This window comes from Parabacteroides leei, assembly GCF_023369805.1.
GTDB lineage: Bacteria > Bacteroidota > Bacteroidia > Bacteroidales > Tannerellaceae > Parabacteroides > Parabacteroides leei.
In genome coordinates this window covers 19,824-36,326 of the sequence record NZ_JAMBQG010000012.1, presented here as the reverse complement: position 1 = coordinate 36,326, position 16,503 = coordinate 19,824, and the positions used below count along the sequence as shown (strand labels likewise).

Here is a 16,503-nt window from a genome sequence, read left to right as displayed (position 1 = left end):
ATGTTTGGGATCAAATTGAACGTGCTACCTGTTCCCCGTTGACTGTATCCCGAATAGAGAAAGGTGTACCGACAGTGGCAATCGGTATTTACTTGCGTGTTTTGTATGCCTTGCAACTTGATGATGATATTCTATGGCTGGCCAAAGAAGATAAACTGGGGAAAGCGTTACAGGATTTGAGTTTGAAGACAAGGAAACGAGTTTCAAAAAAGGGATAGAGTGCATATTCTCCTATTCGTAAGTTAAATTGTTTTTATGAGGATAAAAAACAAGACTTGTAATTTTGTATTATGCTATAAAATCATTATGTTTGCAGAGCATAACTAATAAGGCGTATGAAATTCGTTGATAGAATAGATGAAGCAGCACGTTTAAAGGATGCTCTTACGAGAGAGAAGTCCTCGTTAGTCGTGATGTATGGTCGCAGACGATTGGGTAAGTCAACGCTTATCAAAAAAGTGTTGTCGGATAATGATGTTTATTTTCTCGCTGACCGTTCTGAAGGCCAACATCAGAGAACATTGCTCGCCAAAGTGATAGCACAAGTGTTTCCAGATTTCGATAAGTTAACATATCCAGACTGGGAATCGATGTTTCGTGCGGTCAATTATCGAACAGACATGCGTTTTACTTTATGCTTGGATGAATTTCCATATCTTGTGGAACAATCTCCAGAGTTTCCATCTGTTCTGCAGAAACTTGTTGACGAGAAACAACTGAAGTATAATCTTGTGCTCTGTGGTTCTTCTCAAAATATGATGTATGGGTTGTTCCTTGATTCTACAGCACCTCTCTATGGCCGTGCTGATGAGATAATGAGGCTTGCGCCGATACGTTTGCCGTATATTCAGGAGGCTTTGAGTCTTGATGCGATGAATGCCATTGAGGAGTATTCCGTATGGGGAGGTGTACCACGTTATTGGGAACTAAGGGAAAACAGAAGTTCGCTTGATGATGCATTGTGGCATAATATCCTTTCAGTAAATGGCACTCTTTACGAAGAACCTATAAAACTGTTTCAAGATGATGTTAAGGATATTGTTAAGACTTCGACAATAATGTCTTATATCGGTACTGGCGCAAATCGTCTGTCTGAGATTGCTGCCAGATGCAATGAGCCGGCAACTAATCTGTCACGTCCATTGAAGAAGCTTGTCGATCTCGGATTCTTGGAGAAAGATGTTCCGTTCGGAATTGACGAAAAGAATGCGAAAAAGAGTCTTTATAAGATAGCCGATCCGTTTATGGCATTCTATTACCAGTTTGTTGTTCCGAATCGCTCGTTCATTGAACTTAGTCGTCGCTTGCCCATTGAACAGGCTTTAAACGCTCATTTCTCGGAATATGTGAGTATGCAATGGGAAAAGCTATGCCGGGATGCTGTAACAGGTAATCTTGTCAATGGAGTAGTTTATGGTAAGGCAAAACGCTGGTGGGGTTCTGTTCTCAATGAGGATAAGAAACCTGAACAGGTCGAATTTGATGTAATGGCAGAATCGCTTGATAAAAAGTATCTGCTGGTTGGTGAATGTAAATGGACAACCCAAGAGAATGGTAAACAACTAACTGCCGAACTTCTCCGCAAAGCTAATCTGTTACCGTTTGCCAAGAACTACACCATTGTTCCTGTGCTGTTCCTTAAGAATACTCCGAAAGATGATGTAGGAAATGCCATGTTGCCTGAGGATATTGTCGGGTTAATGAGGTAACAAATTCGTCATTGTATTGGGTAGGTGAAAGGATAGAGAGAATTAGTTGTAGATTGGGCATTCCCAAGAGAGAAATGGATATGTTTGTTGGGGTGTTGAATGAACGGTATAAGTGGGAATAACTGTTTCTATATGTCAAATTGCCAAATAAAAAAAGGTATGGAATTGATTTGTATGTAATTGGACATTAAGATGTGATTTGAGTTTTGTATTATGCTGCACGGATATAATGTTTGTGTAGCATATTTTTTTGAAAGGTGAAATTCATTGATAGGATAGATAAAAACAGACAGATGTTCTTTTGCATATCTTTATGCCAACTGTAGTCATTTCTTTAAATGATGTTTTTGTTGCTTATGTGCTTGGCTATATGGGAAATTAGGTGTATTTTTGTTTGCAATTTAATGAGTATAATTTGAATACAGATGTCGAACAATCAACAAATAGTGATGAATAGAATAAAAGTGGTACTTGCAGAAAGGCAAAGAACCAATAGATGGTTGGCCGAGCAAATGGGTAAATCTGAGAATACAGTTTCAAGATGGTGCTCAAATAAATCACAGCCGTCTATAGCTCAACTACAGGAAATTGCAAATTTGTTGGATGTTGATGTGCGTATATTATTAAAATCACAGAAAGTATAAGTTCGTCCATAGATTTTGGGAATTATATTAAAATAGAGTTGGCCTAAGAAATAATGGTAGCAACAAGATATTATTATTCTGATTCAATCTCAACGTTTTTGACTAAAAGTGTCAATGAAATTGTTGGTGAACTCACGTTGATGTCGCAACATGATATCAATGATGAGACATCATATTCGTGGGTGGAAGAAATAATTATACTACACGAGGTGCTTGCTCCTTATTCTAAACGTGGTAGTGTTTACTTTGAGTATAATATTCCTCGCATGGGGCGCCGAGTTGATGTGATTGTTATCATTGATGGAGTTATATTCGTATTGGAGTTTAAAACTGCAGAACAAAAATTTCGTCATCATGCAATGACTCAGGTATGGGACTACGCTTTAGACTTGAAGAATTTTCAAGAAGGAAGTTTTGACCGTGCGCTTGTACCTATTCTTGTTGCTCCAAAAGAGAAAGATAGTCATTGCTACCTTGAGCTTAAACACTTTGAAGATAATGTATTTGAGCCTCTCCTTGTTAACAGTAAATTATTAAGTAATACTTTCTCAAAAGTACTTGATGTAATTCCTCACTCATTGCAATCCTTATCTGCTGATAATGCTTGGGCAAAAAGTGGATATGAGCCAACCCCTACTATCATTGAGGCTGCGATTGCTCTCTATGAAGAGAATACTGTAGAGGACATCACAAAACATGGTGGTGATATTGATAAGGCATCTATAGAAATTACCAATATTATTGAATATTGTCGCCAAAACAATAGAAAAGCAATTTGCTTCATTACAGGTGTACCAGGGGCAGGAAAGACTCTTATTGGTCTAAATACAGCTATTGATCAGTTTAATAGAGGAGAGAAAGCGGTCTATCTTTCTGGCAACTTCCCTCTTGTTGAAGTTCTTCAGGAGGCTTTGGCCCGCGATTATGTACGTCGTGATAAAATAAAGGCTAAGCATGATGAGCGAAAGCCTTGTACTAAGGAAGAAGCCAAAAGTAAGGTAAAAGCTTTCATTCAAATGATTCACCATTATCGTGATCTTTATCTTGAAGGGACTAAAATAGAGGATGGAAAAATTCTTCCTATTCCAGACTATTTTCAAAACCATACAGATAAAGCATACATTCCAATTGAACATGTAGCTATATTTGACGAAGCACAGCGTGCTTGGACGCAAGAAGAACTTCAGCGCTTTATGCGTGAGAAAAAGGGGATTAAAGATTTTCCTTACAGCGAACCTGAATACCTAATCTCCTGTATGGATCGCCAGCAAGATTGGGGTGTTGTGATTTGTCTTATAGGCAACGGTCAGAGTATAAACAAAGGAGAAGCCGGTTTGACTGAATGGATAGAGAGCATCCAACGCAATTATGGAGATTGGGATGTGTATATATCAGAGTATTTACTTAGTTCAGGCGATGTAACTATGGAGCAGTTGGAAATTATTCGTCCGCAAATCAAATCACGTGATAATCTCCACCTGAAGATGTCTATGCGTTCGTTTCGTTCGGAAAAAGTGAGCACTTTTGTCAATCAACTCCTTGCGTTGCAAAAAGAGGAAGCAGCACTGACCTTGCGCGAACTAGATAATTATCCGATAGTAATAACCCGTTCACTTTGTACTGCAAAACGATGGCTTCGTGCTCATACTCGAGGTAGCGAACGTATGGGATTGCTTGCCAGTAGTAAGGCTGAAAGACTTAAGGCCATTTCTATCAATGTTCGTTATCAACCAGACTTCGTACATTGGTTTCTTGAAGATGACAGCGACATACGTTCGAGTAATGCTCTTGAAGATACCCTTACTGAATTTAAAGTACAAGGGCTTGAAATTGATTGGGCTTGTATTGCATGGGATGCAGATTTACGCTTAAATAAAGACCATTCTAGTTGGCAACATTATCAACTTCGTAGTGGTTCCAAATGGCAGAATATTAATAAACCAATTAACCAGGAATATCAAATAAATGCTTATCGTGTTTTATTGACTCGTGCTCGTCAAGGGATGGTAATTGTTGTTCCAAAAGGGGATTATGAATTTCCTCCTGATGAAACAAGAAAACCTGAATGGTATGATGAGATTTATAGTTATTTTAAGGGTATTGGTATAAAAGAAATATAAATGTTAAATTTTAATATTAATAAAATATGCCTCTGAAATTTATAGACCTTTTTGCGGGACTTGGAGGATTTCATCTCGCACTTGACAGGCTCGGGTGTGAGTGTGTGTTTGCTAGTGAGATAAATTCAGACCTTAGACAATTATATGAAAGAAATTATGGTATGCCATGTGCTGGGGATATTACAAAAATTAACGTTAAGAAAGATATTCCTGCACATGACATTTTATGTGCTGGTTTCCCATGTCAGCCATTCAGCAAAGCTGGTAATCAAGAGGGCTTCAATGATGCACAAGGACGAGGCAATATGTTCGATTACATCATGGAGATTATTCGCCATCATCGTCCAAAGTTTGTATTCTTGGAGAATGTGGCCAATCTCAAAACCCACGATGAAGGCAATACATGGAAAGTAATCGAGAAAAAACTAAAGGACGCAGAGTACCAGGTTTACGAAAGCATACTGTCACCTCATGAGTTTGGCTATCCGCAGCATCGTAAGCGTATCTACATTGTAGCCATACGTGAAGACCTTCGTATGCCTGAATACAAATTTCCAGAACCCAATAATGCTGTATGCGACATCCATACTATCATTGACGAAGCAGATACCAACGTACAGATGATTAAGCAGGAAACCCGTTATCAACTTGACATTTGGGAAGAGTTTCTGCATCTCGTTACAGCAAGTGGACATACTGTAGGTGGCTTCCCTATATGGACAATGGAGTTTGGTGCAACTTACGACTTCGAGGGTAAAAAGCCCAAACTACAGTCGGTTGCAGAGTTGAATGGCAAGCGAGGAAAGTTTGGACAAATCATAAAAGGCTTAACCATAGAAGAGTGCCTCGCTCAACTTCCTGTCTATGCCCAACCAAACAATCGTGAGAAGAATGATGAAACTGAATTTCCTGATTGGAAAAAGAAATACATACGCCTGAATAGACAATTCTACGAAGACAACAAGACGTGGCTCAAACCATGGATGAAGAAAATCAAGGATTGGCAAAACAGCCACATCAAGTTTGAGTGGAATTGCGGTAAGGATGTAGAGTTCACTCTTGAAGACAAACTCATCCAATTCCGTGCTTCTGGCATTCGTGTTAAGTTGGCGACATTCGCACCTGCCTTAAATTTGGTCGGCACTCAGATTCCTATTCTTCCATGGATAGAGGGCACACCGAGAAAAGGGTCAAAGGATGCAAGCCGAGGCAGATACCTGAGTGTCAAGGAAGCTGCCGCATTGCAAGGTATGAATAATATCTGCTTTGGTTCGGATGATTTCCAACTTTCCAACACTCGTATCTATGAGGCATTAGGAAATGCAGTGAATGTACAAATCGTAAGGTTAATCGCAGAAAAATTCCTGAATCATGAGTGAACATAAGAAATACACCAGCATCAAACTGAATGCGAGGGTTTATAATACATACAAAACTCGTCCAAATACTATTCCCCATGCATTAGGCGAGTTCATTGACAATGCCATTGGCTCGTATCAGCAGAACAAAGAACGTCTTATTGAGAATGATTCAAATTATAAACTGCACATTGACATCAACATTGAATGGGTGGACAAAAAGACAACCAAGATCACCATTCGTGACAATGCTGCAGGCATTTCTGAACACGCATATCAGACAGCTTTCGAACCTGCTCACAAGCCCGAAAACGATAAAGGCTTGAATGAGTTTGGTATGGGTATGAAGGATGCTGCTCTGTGGCTTGGTGACACCTGGCGCGTAGTATCTTCGGCATTAGGTGAACCGATAAAGCGTAATCTCACATTCGACCTAAAGAAGGTTGCAGATCAGAATCTCACCTCATTACCATACGAAGAAACGGAGGAAGAAACATGGAAGCATGGCACCACGATTGAAATCACCAACCCAACAAATAACGCACCTGTTCAAACCAAACTTCAGAAGATACAGGAAGACATCAGCGGCATCTACCGAGAATTCTTGCGTAATAACGAAATCGAAATCCGCATCAATGACAACCTCCTTGAATTCGAAGAGTACGAAGTGCTTAAAGCTCCGTACTATGCAACGCCAAAGGGTGAATCTCAGGAGTGGAAGGTAGAATTTGATACTGGTTTCATCATGGGCAGATACCGTATTCATGGCTTTGTCGGTCTTCTCGAACAGATGAGCAAACGCCAGCGCGGTATTGTGCTGTTACGTAGAGGACGTGTCATCCGGGGCGAAGATGAAAACAGCTGTTATGAGCCAAAGGAAATCGTAAGTGCAACGGCTAGTAGTCCTCGTGCTAAACGAATCTTTGGTGAGATGTTCTTGGAAGGTTTTGAGGTCTCTCACGACAAGAGCGAGATTATGGATATGGAAGCTCTTGACTCTATCATGCCAGAGGTGCGTAAGATGCTGAAGGTCGGTGAATACGACTTACTTGCTCAAGGTGATAACTATAGAAAGAAAGACATCGCAAAAGAAGTCAAGTCACTCGTAGGCAAGCATAAGGAAAACAAAAAGCCTATCAATATTGACATTACCGAAAAGCCTGTCAAGCAGCCAGAGGTTGAGCCACAGTCAATCGTAGAAGAAATCATCAAGGAGGTTTACGTCATCAAGGATGAACTTTATACGCTTGCAGTACACTTTGTGAATGAGGGCGAAGACCTATTCTGGCTTGACACCTCAGAGGAAGAGAAGAAGGTTCTCAAATGTATGGTCAACTGTAACCATAAGTTTTTTGAGACTTATCCAGTCAAAAAGTCAGGTCAAAGTTCTGTTCGCTTGCTGATGGCTCTTGCTGTTGCTAAATATTGTCACCAATGCGATGATGTTGATGATATGGTAGAACGCTTTAATGAAATCCTTGGAAAATTCTAACGTATGAGCACCACTATAACAAAATTGAAGTCTAAACATAAGCCGTTGCAGGTTGTCAATCCTGCAGGCGATTTGTTTGAGTCGTTTGCAGCATATAAGGGCATGGAAGGTGAAGGTCTTTCTAATCTCAGAAATGAAACTGCTCACATCCTCAGTTTCTGCAATAAGCATGACGATACTAAAGCGAAATCCGTAACGCATCTGGCATTCGGATACGTACAGAGCGGTAAGACAATGTCTTTTACTGCTCTTACCGCTATGGCTCGCGATAATGGATATAGGTTGATTGTTTACCTTGCTGGTTCTGCCAAGAATCTATGTGACCAAACCTACGATAGACTTAGAACGGACTTGTTTGACCGTGACTCTCACCATTACCGCATGGTTAAGGAAGACAACCAGATGGCTGACAGTATCCGAAAAGGTATGTTGCTCAGTAAGAAACCTATTCTGCTAATTCCTATTCTGAAGCATTACACGCACATTGATGCTCTTACTGAGGTTTGCAATACAGAAGTATTCAAGAATGCTCTGAAGGGTGAAACGGTAATCATTATTGACGATGAGGCAGATCAGGCTTCATTGAATAATTATGGCTATCAGAATAGCAAGACAGGCGAGTTTAAAATGTCGAGCACATACGAGTCAATCCTTAAACTTCGCTTGGCTTTGCCAGGTCATTCATACGTCCAGTACACAGCCACACCACAAGCTCAAATACTCATAAGTATTGACGATATTCTTTCGCCAAAATCTCATACAGTTCTTTCTCCTGGTGCTGCTTATACTGGTGGAAAACTCTTTTTCAAGAATGAACCTGCAAACATCGTAGGAGGATCATTAATCAAAAAGATACCGGACGATGAGGCTTATCATGTTCGTAATAATGACTTAGATAAGATGCCGCCAAGCCTTCACGAAGCACTATGGTTTCATGTGATGACAACGGCCATTCTTGTACACTTACAGGAGAAAATTCAATACTTGTCAATGATGGTTCATCCTGATAATCCAGTCAAGTCGAGTGCCAAGTTCAGAGATTGGGTTAAGGATGAACTTGAGAGGTATTCAAAATATCTTCTCAAGCCAGAAGGCCATGACAGTAGGCGCAGAATTATTACTGAACTCAAGGATAAGGTTTATCCTGAGGTGATAAAGTACATGGATAAGGATGAAATACCTCCTTTTGATGATGTACTACCATTTCTTAGTGATGCTATCAATGACTGCCAACTCCATTTCGTTAACAGCAAGAAGGATGGCGAAAAGGAAATTGATTGGAGCCTTGGCTCAATGCACATTCTCTTCGGAGCTCAGTTGCTGAACCGTGGATTCACTATCAACAATCTTTCCACGACCTACATGCCTCGTCATACTGTTGGAGTTGCAACCGCTGATACCATTGAGCAGAGATGTAGGTTCTTTGGCTACAAGATGAAATACATAAAGTCTTGTCGCGTCTATCTACCCGAACAGTCAATAACCAACTATGTTGACTACGTTGACAATGAGGAAGAACTACGTACCATTCTAAAAAACTCAGATACTCTGAAAGAAGCAGGTCACGCTCTCATGTCATCGCCAAATCTTCAGCAATGCCGAAAGAATGTACTACCATCTGACCTTGTTAAGACAACAATGGACGGAAACTGTAAGATGGAGGCGTTTGACAATCCGGATGTTATTCAACACAATAATTCAGTCGCTGCTGCATTCGTCAAGAAACTTAAAAAAGAGAAGAATATATCCCACACACTTTACAAGAATACTACTAAACAGCGTGAGCATCGAGTATGGGATTTAACCATCGACGAGGCTGTAGATTTCTTGCTTGATTTCCAGTTTGCAAGTGTAGCTGAGGCGGTTCGCAGAGACAATACAGTCAGATACATCAAGTACCTTGCTGCTTGGCCAGGTTGCAAAATTGATCATGTTGAGTTCATGCAAATGGCATACGATGGTAAGCCGATGCGACGTTCGTTCAATCCAGATAAGGCAAAGATAAAATCGACATTCTACACCGGTGCAGACAAGGATTCATCGATTTATCCTGGTGATCAGAATGTACACATGCCAGAAGACACCATCACCATTCAGTTGTATAACTTTGAGTTGACACCATGTTTTCCAAACAGACCTACAGCTCATACATTGTCTATCAACTACCCAAAGAAATTGAGTACGGCATATTGTACGAATAACCAAGAGATTGAGGATATTGATACACTGTTCAAAGAAATCGAAGAAGAATATGAAAGTAACGCCTGAAGAATTGTATAAGCAGTTTTCTGCACTAGCTCTACCTGTAAACGATGCTACCAATGTTGTTTCAATAGATGGTACTTGTCATAAATTGGGCAAAACGAAGGATGGTTATCCTGAGTTCTACATTTGCTCGGATGGTAAAGAGGGCCATCCGAAAAGTGCACCATTGGAGAACCTTGATGTCTACTACGATTCGCCATGTTCAATTTGTGAGGATGGTGTAACCAAGCAGCAATGCTTTAGTGTGCTTTCCTTAAGGCGCACCGGAGATTCTTTGTATTTGTACTTCATTACTATAGTATTGCGTATCATAGAAACTCTGCCATCTGTACCTACGAGCCGAAAACTCGCAGTAGAGTTTGATTCTCTGATTAGCATTTTCTCGCCTTCTCACAAATATGATGAGAATAAAGCTAAAGGGTTGTGGGGCGAACTGCTGGTTATTGAACAAAGCCAGATGCCAGAGATGCTGATTGACGCTTGGCATAGAAATGCAAACGATAAGTTTGATTTCACGATGGGCAAAGACAAAATTGAGGTAAAGAGTACAGCAAGCGAAGAACGTAAGCATGCTTTCTCGATTGGTCAATTAAATCCGTCCAAGAACTCGAATCTTGTGATTGCCTCCATCATGGTGCGTCCATCTGCTTTGTCGGATACAGGTCTTAGCATAAAGGATCTTTATGACAAGTTGCAGGCAAAGATTCATTCTACTCAGACGAAGTTGAAACTGTTGAAAGGCATTGCGAGTATCATAGGCATAGAGTCAAACGCTTTCTACTCGTTGGCATTTGACTATGCTACAGCTTGTGATACTCTGCAGTTTTACGAGGCGAGTACTATTCCTCACATAGACTCAGATTCTGTGCCAGTTGGCGTAAGTGAGGTGTCTTTTGCATCTGACCTTAAAGGCATAGAATGTTTGAACTGCGAATCTCAAATAGTTAAAGAAAGTTCTTTGTATAAATCACTTTTCTAAATGCCAAGATTAGGAAGAAAGAAAATAAAGGCACTTCTCGAAGAACACTTGAATCATTCTTCATGCCAATATGGTATAGGAGGAGAGAATCCTATGCTTTTGGTTATAGAAGATCGTGTTTTCACCATCTTCCTAAAACCTATTGGGGATGTGTGTTACGAGAATGAAAATGAGTCAACAAGAGTTCAACTACCTAAATGTGACTATTTCAACAAGGTGAAGGCTTCAAAGCGACCATTCTTGTTGATGGGTTTTGACTTGGAGAATAGCGTCTTTGTTGTTTGGAATCCCTCCAACACAAAGGAACGCCTTAACACAAAGAAGAATCTTTCATTCTACTGCCGACTCAGCGCTCAACGAGAAGCCAAGAAGAAGCAACTACCTGTACGATGCAACCTTACCAATGGTGAGTTTATCTGGGTAGTACCGATGACATTCATCGCCGAATTTCTCATGTACATAGAGGATTATTTTGTTCTTCCTGATGCGTGCGACTATAAAATAACAGAAGGTGAAGTTTATTCTATTGTGGATGAATGTCAGGAGCTATTCAGCGTTGACGTAAATGATGTCATCGATGAGAGCGGAAAGGTAGTAGCCATTAAGAATCCAGCCATACTGAAGGAACTTAAGGTGGCACGTTCAAGCGGTAAACCATTTGCAGAGTATGATGTATTGTACAAATACTACGAAGACAAGAAATCAATAATGAGGCTTTCTGAATGGGCGCAACTGTTGAATGCAATAAATACCAACAATGAAAATGAGAGCTAAAGAAAAGTTATACACATTTATAAAGATTCGGAGTTATTTGAATGTTAAAAGGGTTGGTTCTTTCTAACATATCATATAGTTGTTGATTCCTAAATACTAAATACTGACAATGGAATGGAACGCAACCGGAGTAGAGATATAGAGGAACGACAACAGCTAACTTCAATGGGTTGGCATTGTATTACCATTTGGGAATGTCAATTGAAACCGAAAGTTCGTCAACAGACTTTTGATGCTTTGGAATATACGCTTTGCCATATCTATCTTGAGGATAGAAGAATCAAATCATATGAGACAACTGAGGAAGAATATAGCATGGTGGCAGAACCCGTGGAAAGTTATGGCAAATCGAAATGAATAATCGTAAAGATGATAATTTAAACAATGGCAAAGAATATAGTAATACGAAATAGTACGGCTGATTTTCTCATATTCATGCTTGAAGGCAAAGAGGATGGGATTCAGGTGATGTATAAGAATGAGACTATTTGGGCTACACAAAAAGCGATGGCGCAGCTTTTTGATTGCTCAACTGATAATATTAGCTTGCACTTAAAAAATATATTTGCATCCGGAGAACTAGTCAAAGATTCAGTTACCGAGAAAAACTCGGTAACTGCTGCTGATGGGAAAAATTATCAAACAATGTTTTATAATCTCGATGCCATTATCAGTGTCGGGTATAGGGTTAATTCAATTCGTGCTACTCAATTCCGGCAGTGGTGTACATACGTGCTTGGTCAGTTTGCTATCCGGGGATATGTGATTGATCAGAAGCGAATGGAGAACGGTTCTTTTATTGGGGAAGATTATTTTGAGCATTTGCTTGCTGAAATAAGGGAAATAAGGCTAAGTGAACGTCGCTTTTATCAAAAACTGACTGACATTTATGCTACGGCTATAGACTATAATAAAGACGCTCCGACAACTCGCCTTTTCTTCAAGAAGATACAGAATAAAATGCATTATGCTATACACGGGCATACTGCTGCAGAGTTGATTGCAGAACGGGCTAATGCAGATAAAGAACACATGGGACTGACTACTTGGGAAAATGCTCCGAATGGGAAAATTGTCAAAACAGATGTGTCTGTTGCAAAAAACTATTTGCGGGAAAACGAATTGGAAGAAATGGGCAGAATAGTCAATGCGTCCCTTGATATGGCAGAAAATATGGCTAAACGTCGCATTCCAATGACAATGGAGGATTGGGCAAAGCGTATTGATAAATTTATTGATGTGGCAGAACTCCCGATATTACAAGATAGCGGAAACGTGTCGGCCGAATTTGCCAAAGAGTTCGCGGAAACGGAGTTTGAAAAGTACAGGATTATTCAAGACGGACTGTTCCAATCCGATTTTGACCGATTCAATGATGGTAATCTTCTCCCTTTAGATATTGAATGATATTGAGTTAAAAAGCAACGAGTTTCAATACCAGTTTTCATATTTAAGACTCGTTGCTTTGTGCTAGTTATCAGATAATCTATTATTTGAAATTATTCAATGCTTTCGACAGGAGTATCATTGTAGTAATTCCAACCATAACAACTAGGATGCTCCATAAAGCAACTTTCCAAATCAATGTCGAGTGCAAAATTTCCGCATTAGCAACTATCATGCTGACGAAAAAAGAAGATAGTGCTACCAATATGATGATCAAGATATAGAATGCAGTGTATGACATTGAAATATATCTGTTTGCTTTGCTGATTTTCCGTTCTGTTTCATTACATTTGTCTTGAATCAGTTGAAGGAACTTATCAAGGACGGTCTGCCCAAATTTTTCGGCTTGTTCCTGCGTATCTTTGGCTATAGCCAATCTATATTCTTGTAGAAATTTGAGTGAATTTACCAGATTCGGGTCCTTCGTCGTCAAAGACATTCCGCCTCGCCGGTTCTACTTCGCCTGCTTAGGAGAGTATACCACTTCAAACGGTTCAAAACAAATCGTCTTCGTGCCGCCTCGGACGAAATAACCCCAACAGCGCATGAACGCTCGGTATAGCGGTCGGGGACAAAATATGGTTTAATCCTCAACCCTGTAGGTTCGATAGCATATAATAGGGTACTCCTTGAAAACGCTGTACCGGCACTACTTTCGTCTGCGATATTCCGCCGGCGTCATTCCCGTCTGTCGTTTGAACAGGCGGGTAAAGTATTGGGGATACTCGAATCCCAGCTCGTATGCAATCTGGCTTATCGGGCGTTCATCCAGTGCCAGTTTGTCTTTCGCCGTCTCAATCATTCGATTCTGGATATGTTTTCGGGTATTCATGCCCGTTTCGCGTTGAAGCACGGCGGTCAGGTAATCGGACGAAAGATTCAGTCGGTCGGCAAAATATTTCACGGTCGGCAACCCGTTTTTCGAGAGGGAATCGGAATGGAAATAATCGCGGAGCAGTTTCTCGAACCGGCTTACGATATCCATGTTTTCCCGATGCCTCATCTTGAACTGCCGGTCGTAGAATCTGCGGCAATAGCTCAGCAGCAAGCCGATGGAGGCACATGCTATTTCAGGTGTATGTTCGTCGATGCGTTGCCGAAGCTCCCGTTCGATGTGACGAAAAATACCCAACACATGTCCGATTTCCTCTTCCGACAGGTGCAACGCCTCGTGGAGTTCATACGAAAAGAATACGTAATTTCCGATGTCGCGCCCCAGTGCCGTACCTCGGATGAAATCGGGATGCACCATGACGGCCCAATTGTCCTCTGCCGGCCGGAACGGCTCTCCGTACTCCTGAAAAACGACCGTCTGTCCCGGGCTGGTAAAGACCAGCGTACCGTCCGAGTAATCGTACATGTTACGACCGTATTTCACACCGCACGATGAGTTTCCTCGGCAGAGTGCTATGACATAATAGTCCTGCTTCCAGCCTTGTGGATGGCTGTATTCGGCGATTTGCGAGAAGTCGACAACAGAAATCAACGGATGACAGGTCTTGACTCCGATGATGCGGTTGAACTCCTGCGGTGTTTTGCAATATATGATTCCGTTTTTGTCCTTCATTCGGCAAAAGTAATGTAAAATGCGGATTATCGCATCATTATCACGGATTCATATCATACAAACACGGATTTGTTTATCCTGTATGTTTGGCATAACCGCTACATTTGTCGAAAAATAAATGAAAATCCGCATGAAACGAATCGAACATCAAAAAACGGCGTCGCCGACGACCGTATTGCTTTTTTCGGGAGCCATCGTGCTGCAAATTGTCGGCATGTCCCTCTTTCCGCTGACGACCGGCTATACGAAGTTCTGGCCTACACTGGTCTCCATTCTGACCTTATTGCTCGGCTCGTTGCTTTTTTGCCGGATGCTTTACAAAGGTGTCGCACTCAGTTTTCTGATACCGTTAGGTTCAGCAGTCATGCCGCTTGTCGTAAGCATGCTGGGAATATTCGTGTACGGGGAAAGTGTATCGGCATTGAAAATCACGCTGCTTGTCGTGGCCTGCGCCCTAATAGGCATAGCAGGTAAAATGAAATAAGCAGACATCATGGACAGCCTACCTACAACCACAATCGGACTATTTTTGATTGCGACGATGTTCTCTCTGGGAGCAACGGCAATCTGGCCGCGGACACAGGGATTTACCCGACCGATACCGACGGCTCTGTCTATACTGATGCAGGTGATATGCCTCGTATTGATGAACCGCATTATCAATTCGGGAGTCGAGTTAAGCTTTCTCATACCGCTCAACGGGGCATTTTCACCGCTCGTGATGATTTTCGTCGGCGTTTTTCTCTACAAGGAAAAGGCGTCAGTCCGGAAAATCGCTGTCTTGCTGACGGCATGCGTACTGATCGGTTTTGCAAACTTTTTATAAACAGGAAATTATGAATAGCGAACAACATACTACGGCTAAAGTCTGGCTGATTACGGGAGCATCTCGCGGCATGGGACATGCCATTATGGAGGCGGCGCTCGCCGCAGGGCATTGCGTGGCGGCGGTCTCGCGCAGCGGAGAAATAACGACGCATATCGAAGACGGGGTAGCGCGGCTGCTTCCGTATGCGTTGGATGTGACGAATACCGAACAGGCGGTGTTCGACCGGATGTCCGAAGCGGTCGTGAAGCGCTTCGGACGCATCGACATATTGGTAAACAACGCCGGTCACGGACAATTCACCTACTTCGAGGAGTCGGACGAGCGGCAGATTCGTGACGTATTCGAGACCAATCTGTTCGGACTGATGCGCGTTACCCGTGCCGTTTTACCGGTCATGCGCAGACAACATGCCGGACACATCTTCAATATTTCGTCTGCCGCGGGATATTCGGGTGTCGGACCATCCATTTATCACACAAGTAAATTCGCCGTTACGGGGTTCTCCGAGGCACTTGCGTTCGAGACGAAACAATTCGGCATCCGGGTTACGATCGTCGCTCCCGGCCTGTTCCGCACAGATTTCATGAATTTCAATTCCGCCTATCATCTTCCCGCACGACCCATTGCGGACTACAACGCATTCCGGGAGCGGATGAACGGTTTCGTGAAATACATGAACGGTCGAGAGCCGGGCAATCCCGAAGCGTTGGGAAGACTGGTCGTGAAAGCGGCCGACAGTGAAAATCCGCCCCTGCATCTGCCCGTAGGTGCGGATGCCATCGAGACGCTCGAAACGCACCACGAGGCACAGCGAAAGGATGTCGAGGCATGGCGTGAGGTGTCCTGCGCCACCGCGTTCCCTCCCGAAGAGTCAGAAGTCGATACGCAGGCGTTTTTTCAATGAACCGAAGCATGAAGGGTGGAAAATCCGAAGGCATGAAAAGCAGGATACCCGATTTGCAGAACACAAACCGGAGTTGTCTGAAATTCGATTGTCGAATCGGTTAATTATGAATAAGAAATCCCTTATCCGCACCATCTCGCAGGAACTCGACCTGCCCGTGTCGCAGGACAGAATCGCCAGGATTCTCGACAAAGGGCGGTTCCTGCAATCCAAGGACGGGACACGGTTCATTACCGCTTCCAATCTTTCATCGGCACTTTCTGCCGCCAGAAATAACAAGACATCGGTCGCCTACGGAATAAAAAGAGTTATCAAGGAATTGAAACTATAAAGCAAGTTAATTGACATGAAAGAACAAAGTAAAAAGTCTTCTCTTTTTTTGAAGAGAAGCAACACCTAACCCACTTCGCTACCGA

General features: G+C 42.0%; 14 protein-coding genes and 2 pseudogenes. 15 read left to right on the top strand and 1 reads right to left on the bottom strand.

Annotation, left to right across the window (positions count from 1 at the left end):
• Positions 1-17: 17 nt before the first annotated feature.
• The 11 genes and pseudogenes from M1P97_RS16720 to M1P97_RS16670 form a co-directional block, all read left to right on the top strand.
• Positions 18-218: pseudogene (locus tag M1P97_RS16720) on the top strand (transcriptional regulator); the annotation flags it as partial.
• A 117-nt stretch (positions 219-335) separates the two neighbouring features.
• Complete coding sequence (locus tag M1P97_RS16715; RefSeq protein ID WP_249389668.1) at positions 336-1,709, top strand: ATP-binding protein; 1,374 nt, start codon at positions 336-338, stop codon at positions 1,707-1,709.
• A gap of 425 nt (positions 1,710-2,134) precedes the next feature.
• The gene (locus M1P97_RS16710; protein WP_249389667.1) at positions 2,135-2,353 is read left to right on the top strand and encodes a helix-turn-helix domain-containing protein; all 219 of its coding nucleotides are present in this window, start codon (positions 2,135-2,137) and stop codon (positions 2,351-2,353) included.
• 53 nt (positions 2,354-2,406) lie between these two features.
• Positions 2,407-4,473, top strand: a complete 2,067-nt coding sequence (locus tag M1P97_RS16705; protein ID WP_249389666.1) for a DUF2075 domain-containing protein — start codon at positions 2,407-2,409, stop codon at positions 4,471-4,473.
• Positions 4,474-4,499: 26 nt separating this feature from the next.
• Positions 4,500-5,852, top strand: coding sequence for a DNA cytosine methyltransferase (locus M1P97_RS16700; protein ID WP_249389665.1), 1,353 nt, complete (start codon positions 4,500-4,502; stop codon positions 5,850-5,852).
• Entirely contained in the window at positions 5,845-7,323 is a 1,479-nt protein-coding gene (locus M1P97_RS16695; RefSeq protein WP_249389664.1) for an ATP-binding protein, read from the top strand. Before M1P97_RS16700 ends, M1P97_RS16695 begins: the two co-directional genes overlap by 8 nt.
• 3 nt (positions 7,324-7,326) lie before the next feature.
• Positions 7,327-9,591 (top strand): Z1 domain-containing protein, encoded by a 2,265-nt coding sequence (locus M1P97_RS16690; RefSeq protein ID WP_249389663.1) that lies wholly within the window; start codon positions 7,327-7,329, stop codon positions 9,589-9,591.
• Positions 9,575-10,567: a PD-(D/E)XK motif protein gene (locus tag M1P97_RS16685; protein ID WP_249389662.1), complete on the top strand. Its 993-nt coding sequence runs from the start codon at positions 9,575-9,577 to the stop codon at positions 10,565-10,567. Before M1P97_RS16690 ends, M1P97_RS16685 begins: the two co-directional genes overlap by 17 nt.
• Positions 10,568-11,341: a hypothetical protein gene (locus M1P97_RS16680; RefSeq protein ID WP_249389661.1), complete on the top strand. Its 774-nt coding sequence runs from the start codon at positions 10,568-10,570 to the stop codon at positions 11,339-11,341.
• 108 nt (positions 11,342-11,449) lie between these two features.
• Positions 11,450-11,698 (top strand): annotated as a pseudogene (locus tag M1P97_RS16675) (very short patch repair endonuclease); the annotation flags it as partial.
• Between the two features lie 27 nt (positions 11,699-11,725).
• A complete protein-coding gene (locus tag M1P97_RS16670) occupies positions 11,726-12,748 on the top strand; it encodes a virulence RhuM family protein (RefSeq protein WP_249389660.1) in 1,023 nt (340 codons plus the stop codon).
• A gap of 688 nt (positions 12,749-13,436) precedes the next feature.
• On the opposite strand, the gene M1P97_RS16665 is transcribed toward M1P97_RS16670, so the two are convergent.
• Positions 13,437-14,354 (bottom strand): helix-turn-helix domain-containing protein, encoded by a 918-nt coding sequence (locus M1P97_RS16665; RefSeq protein ID WP_249389659.1) that lies wholly within the window; start codon positions 14,352-14,354, stop codon positions 13,437-13,439.
• A gap of 130 nt (positions 14,355-14,484) precedes the next feature.
• On the opposite strand from M1P97_RS16665, the gene M1P97_RS16660 reads away from it, so the two are divergent.
• The 4 genes from M1P97_RS16660 (at position 14,485) to M1P97_RS16645 (ending at position 16,418) form a co-directional block, all read left to right on the top strand.
• The gene (locus M1P97_RS16660) at positions 14,485-14,838 is read left to right on the top strand and encodes a hypothetical protein (RefSeq protein ID WP_249389658.1); all 354 of its coding nucleotides are present in this window, start codon (positions 14,485-14,487) and stop codon (positions 14,836-14,838) included.
• A gap of 9 nt (positions 14,839-14,847) precedes the next feature.
• Positions 14,848-15,180, top strand: a complete 333-nt coding sequence (locus M1P97_RS16655; RefSeq protein ID WP_249389657.1) for a hypothetical protein — start codon at positions 14,848-14,850, stop codon at positions 15,178-15,180.
• A 10-nt stretch (positions 15,181-15,190) separates the two neighbouring features.
• On the top strand, positions 15,191-16,087 hold the full coding sequence (locus M1P97_RS16650; protein ID WP_249389656.1) for an SDR family NAD(P)-dependent oxidoreductase: 897 nt from the start codon (positions 15,191-15,193) through the stop codon (positions 16,085-16,087).
• Positions 16,088-16,193: 106 nt separating this feature from the next.
• Positions 16,194-16,418, top strand: a complete 225-nt coding sequence (locus M1P97_RS16645) for a hypothetical protein (RefSeq protein WP_249389726.1) — start codon at positions 16,194-16,196, stop codon at positions 16,416-16,418.
• Positions 16,419-16,503: the final 85 nt, after the last annotated feature.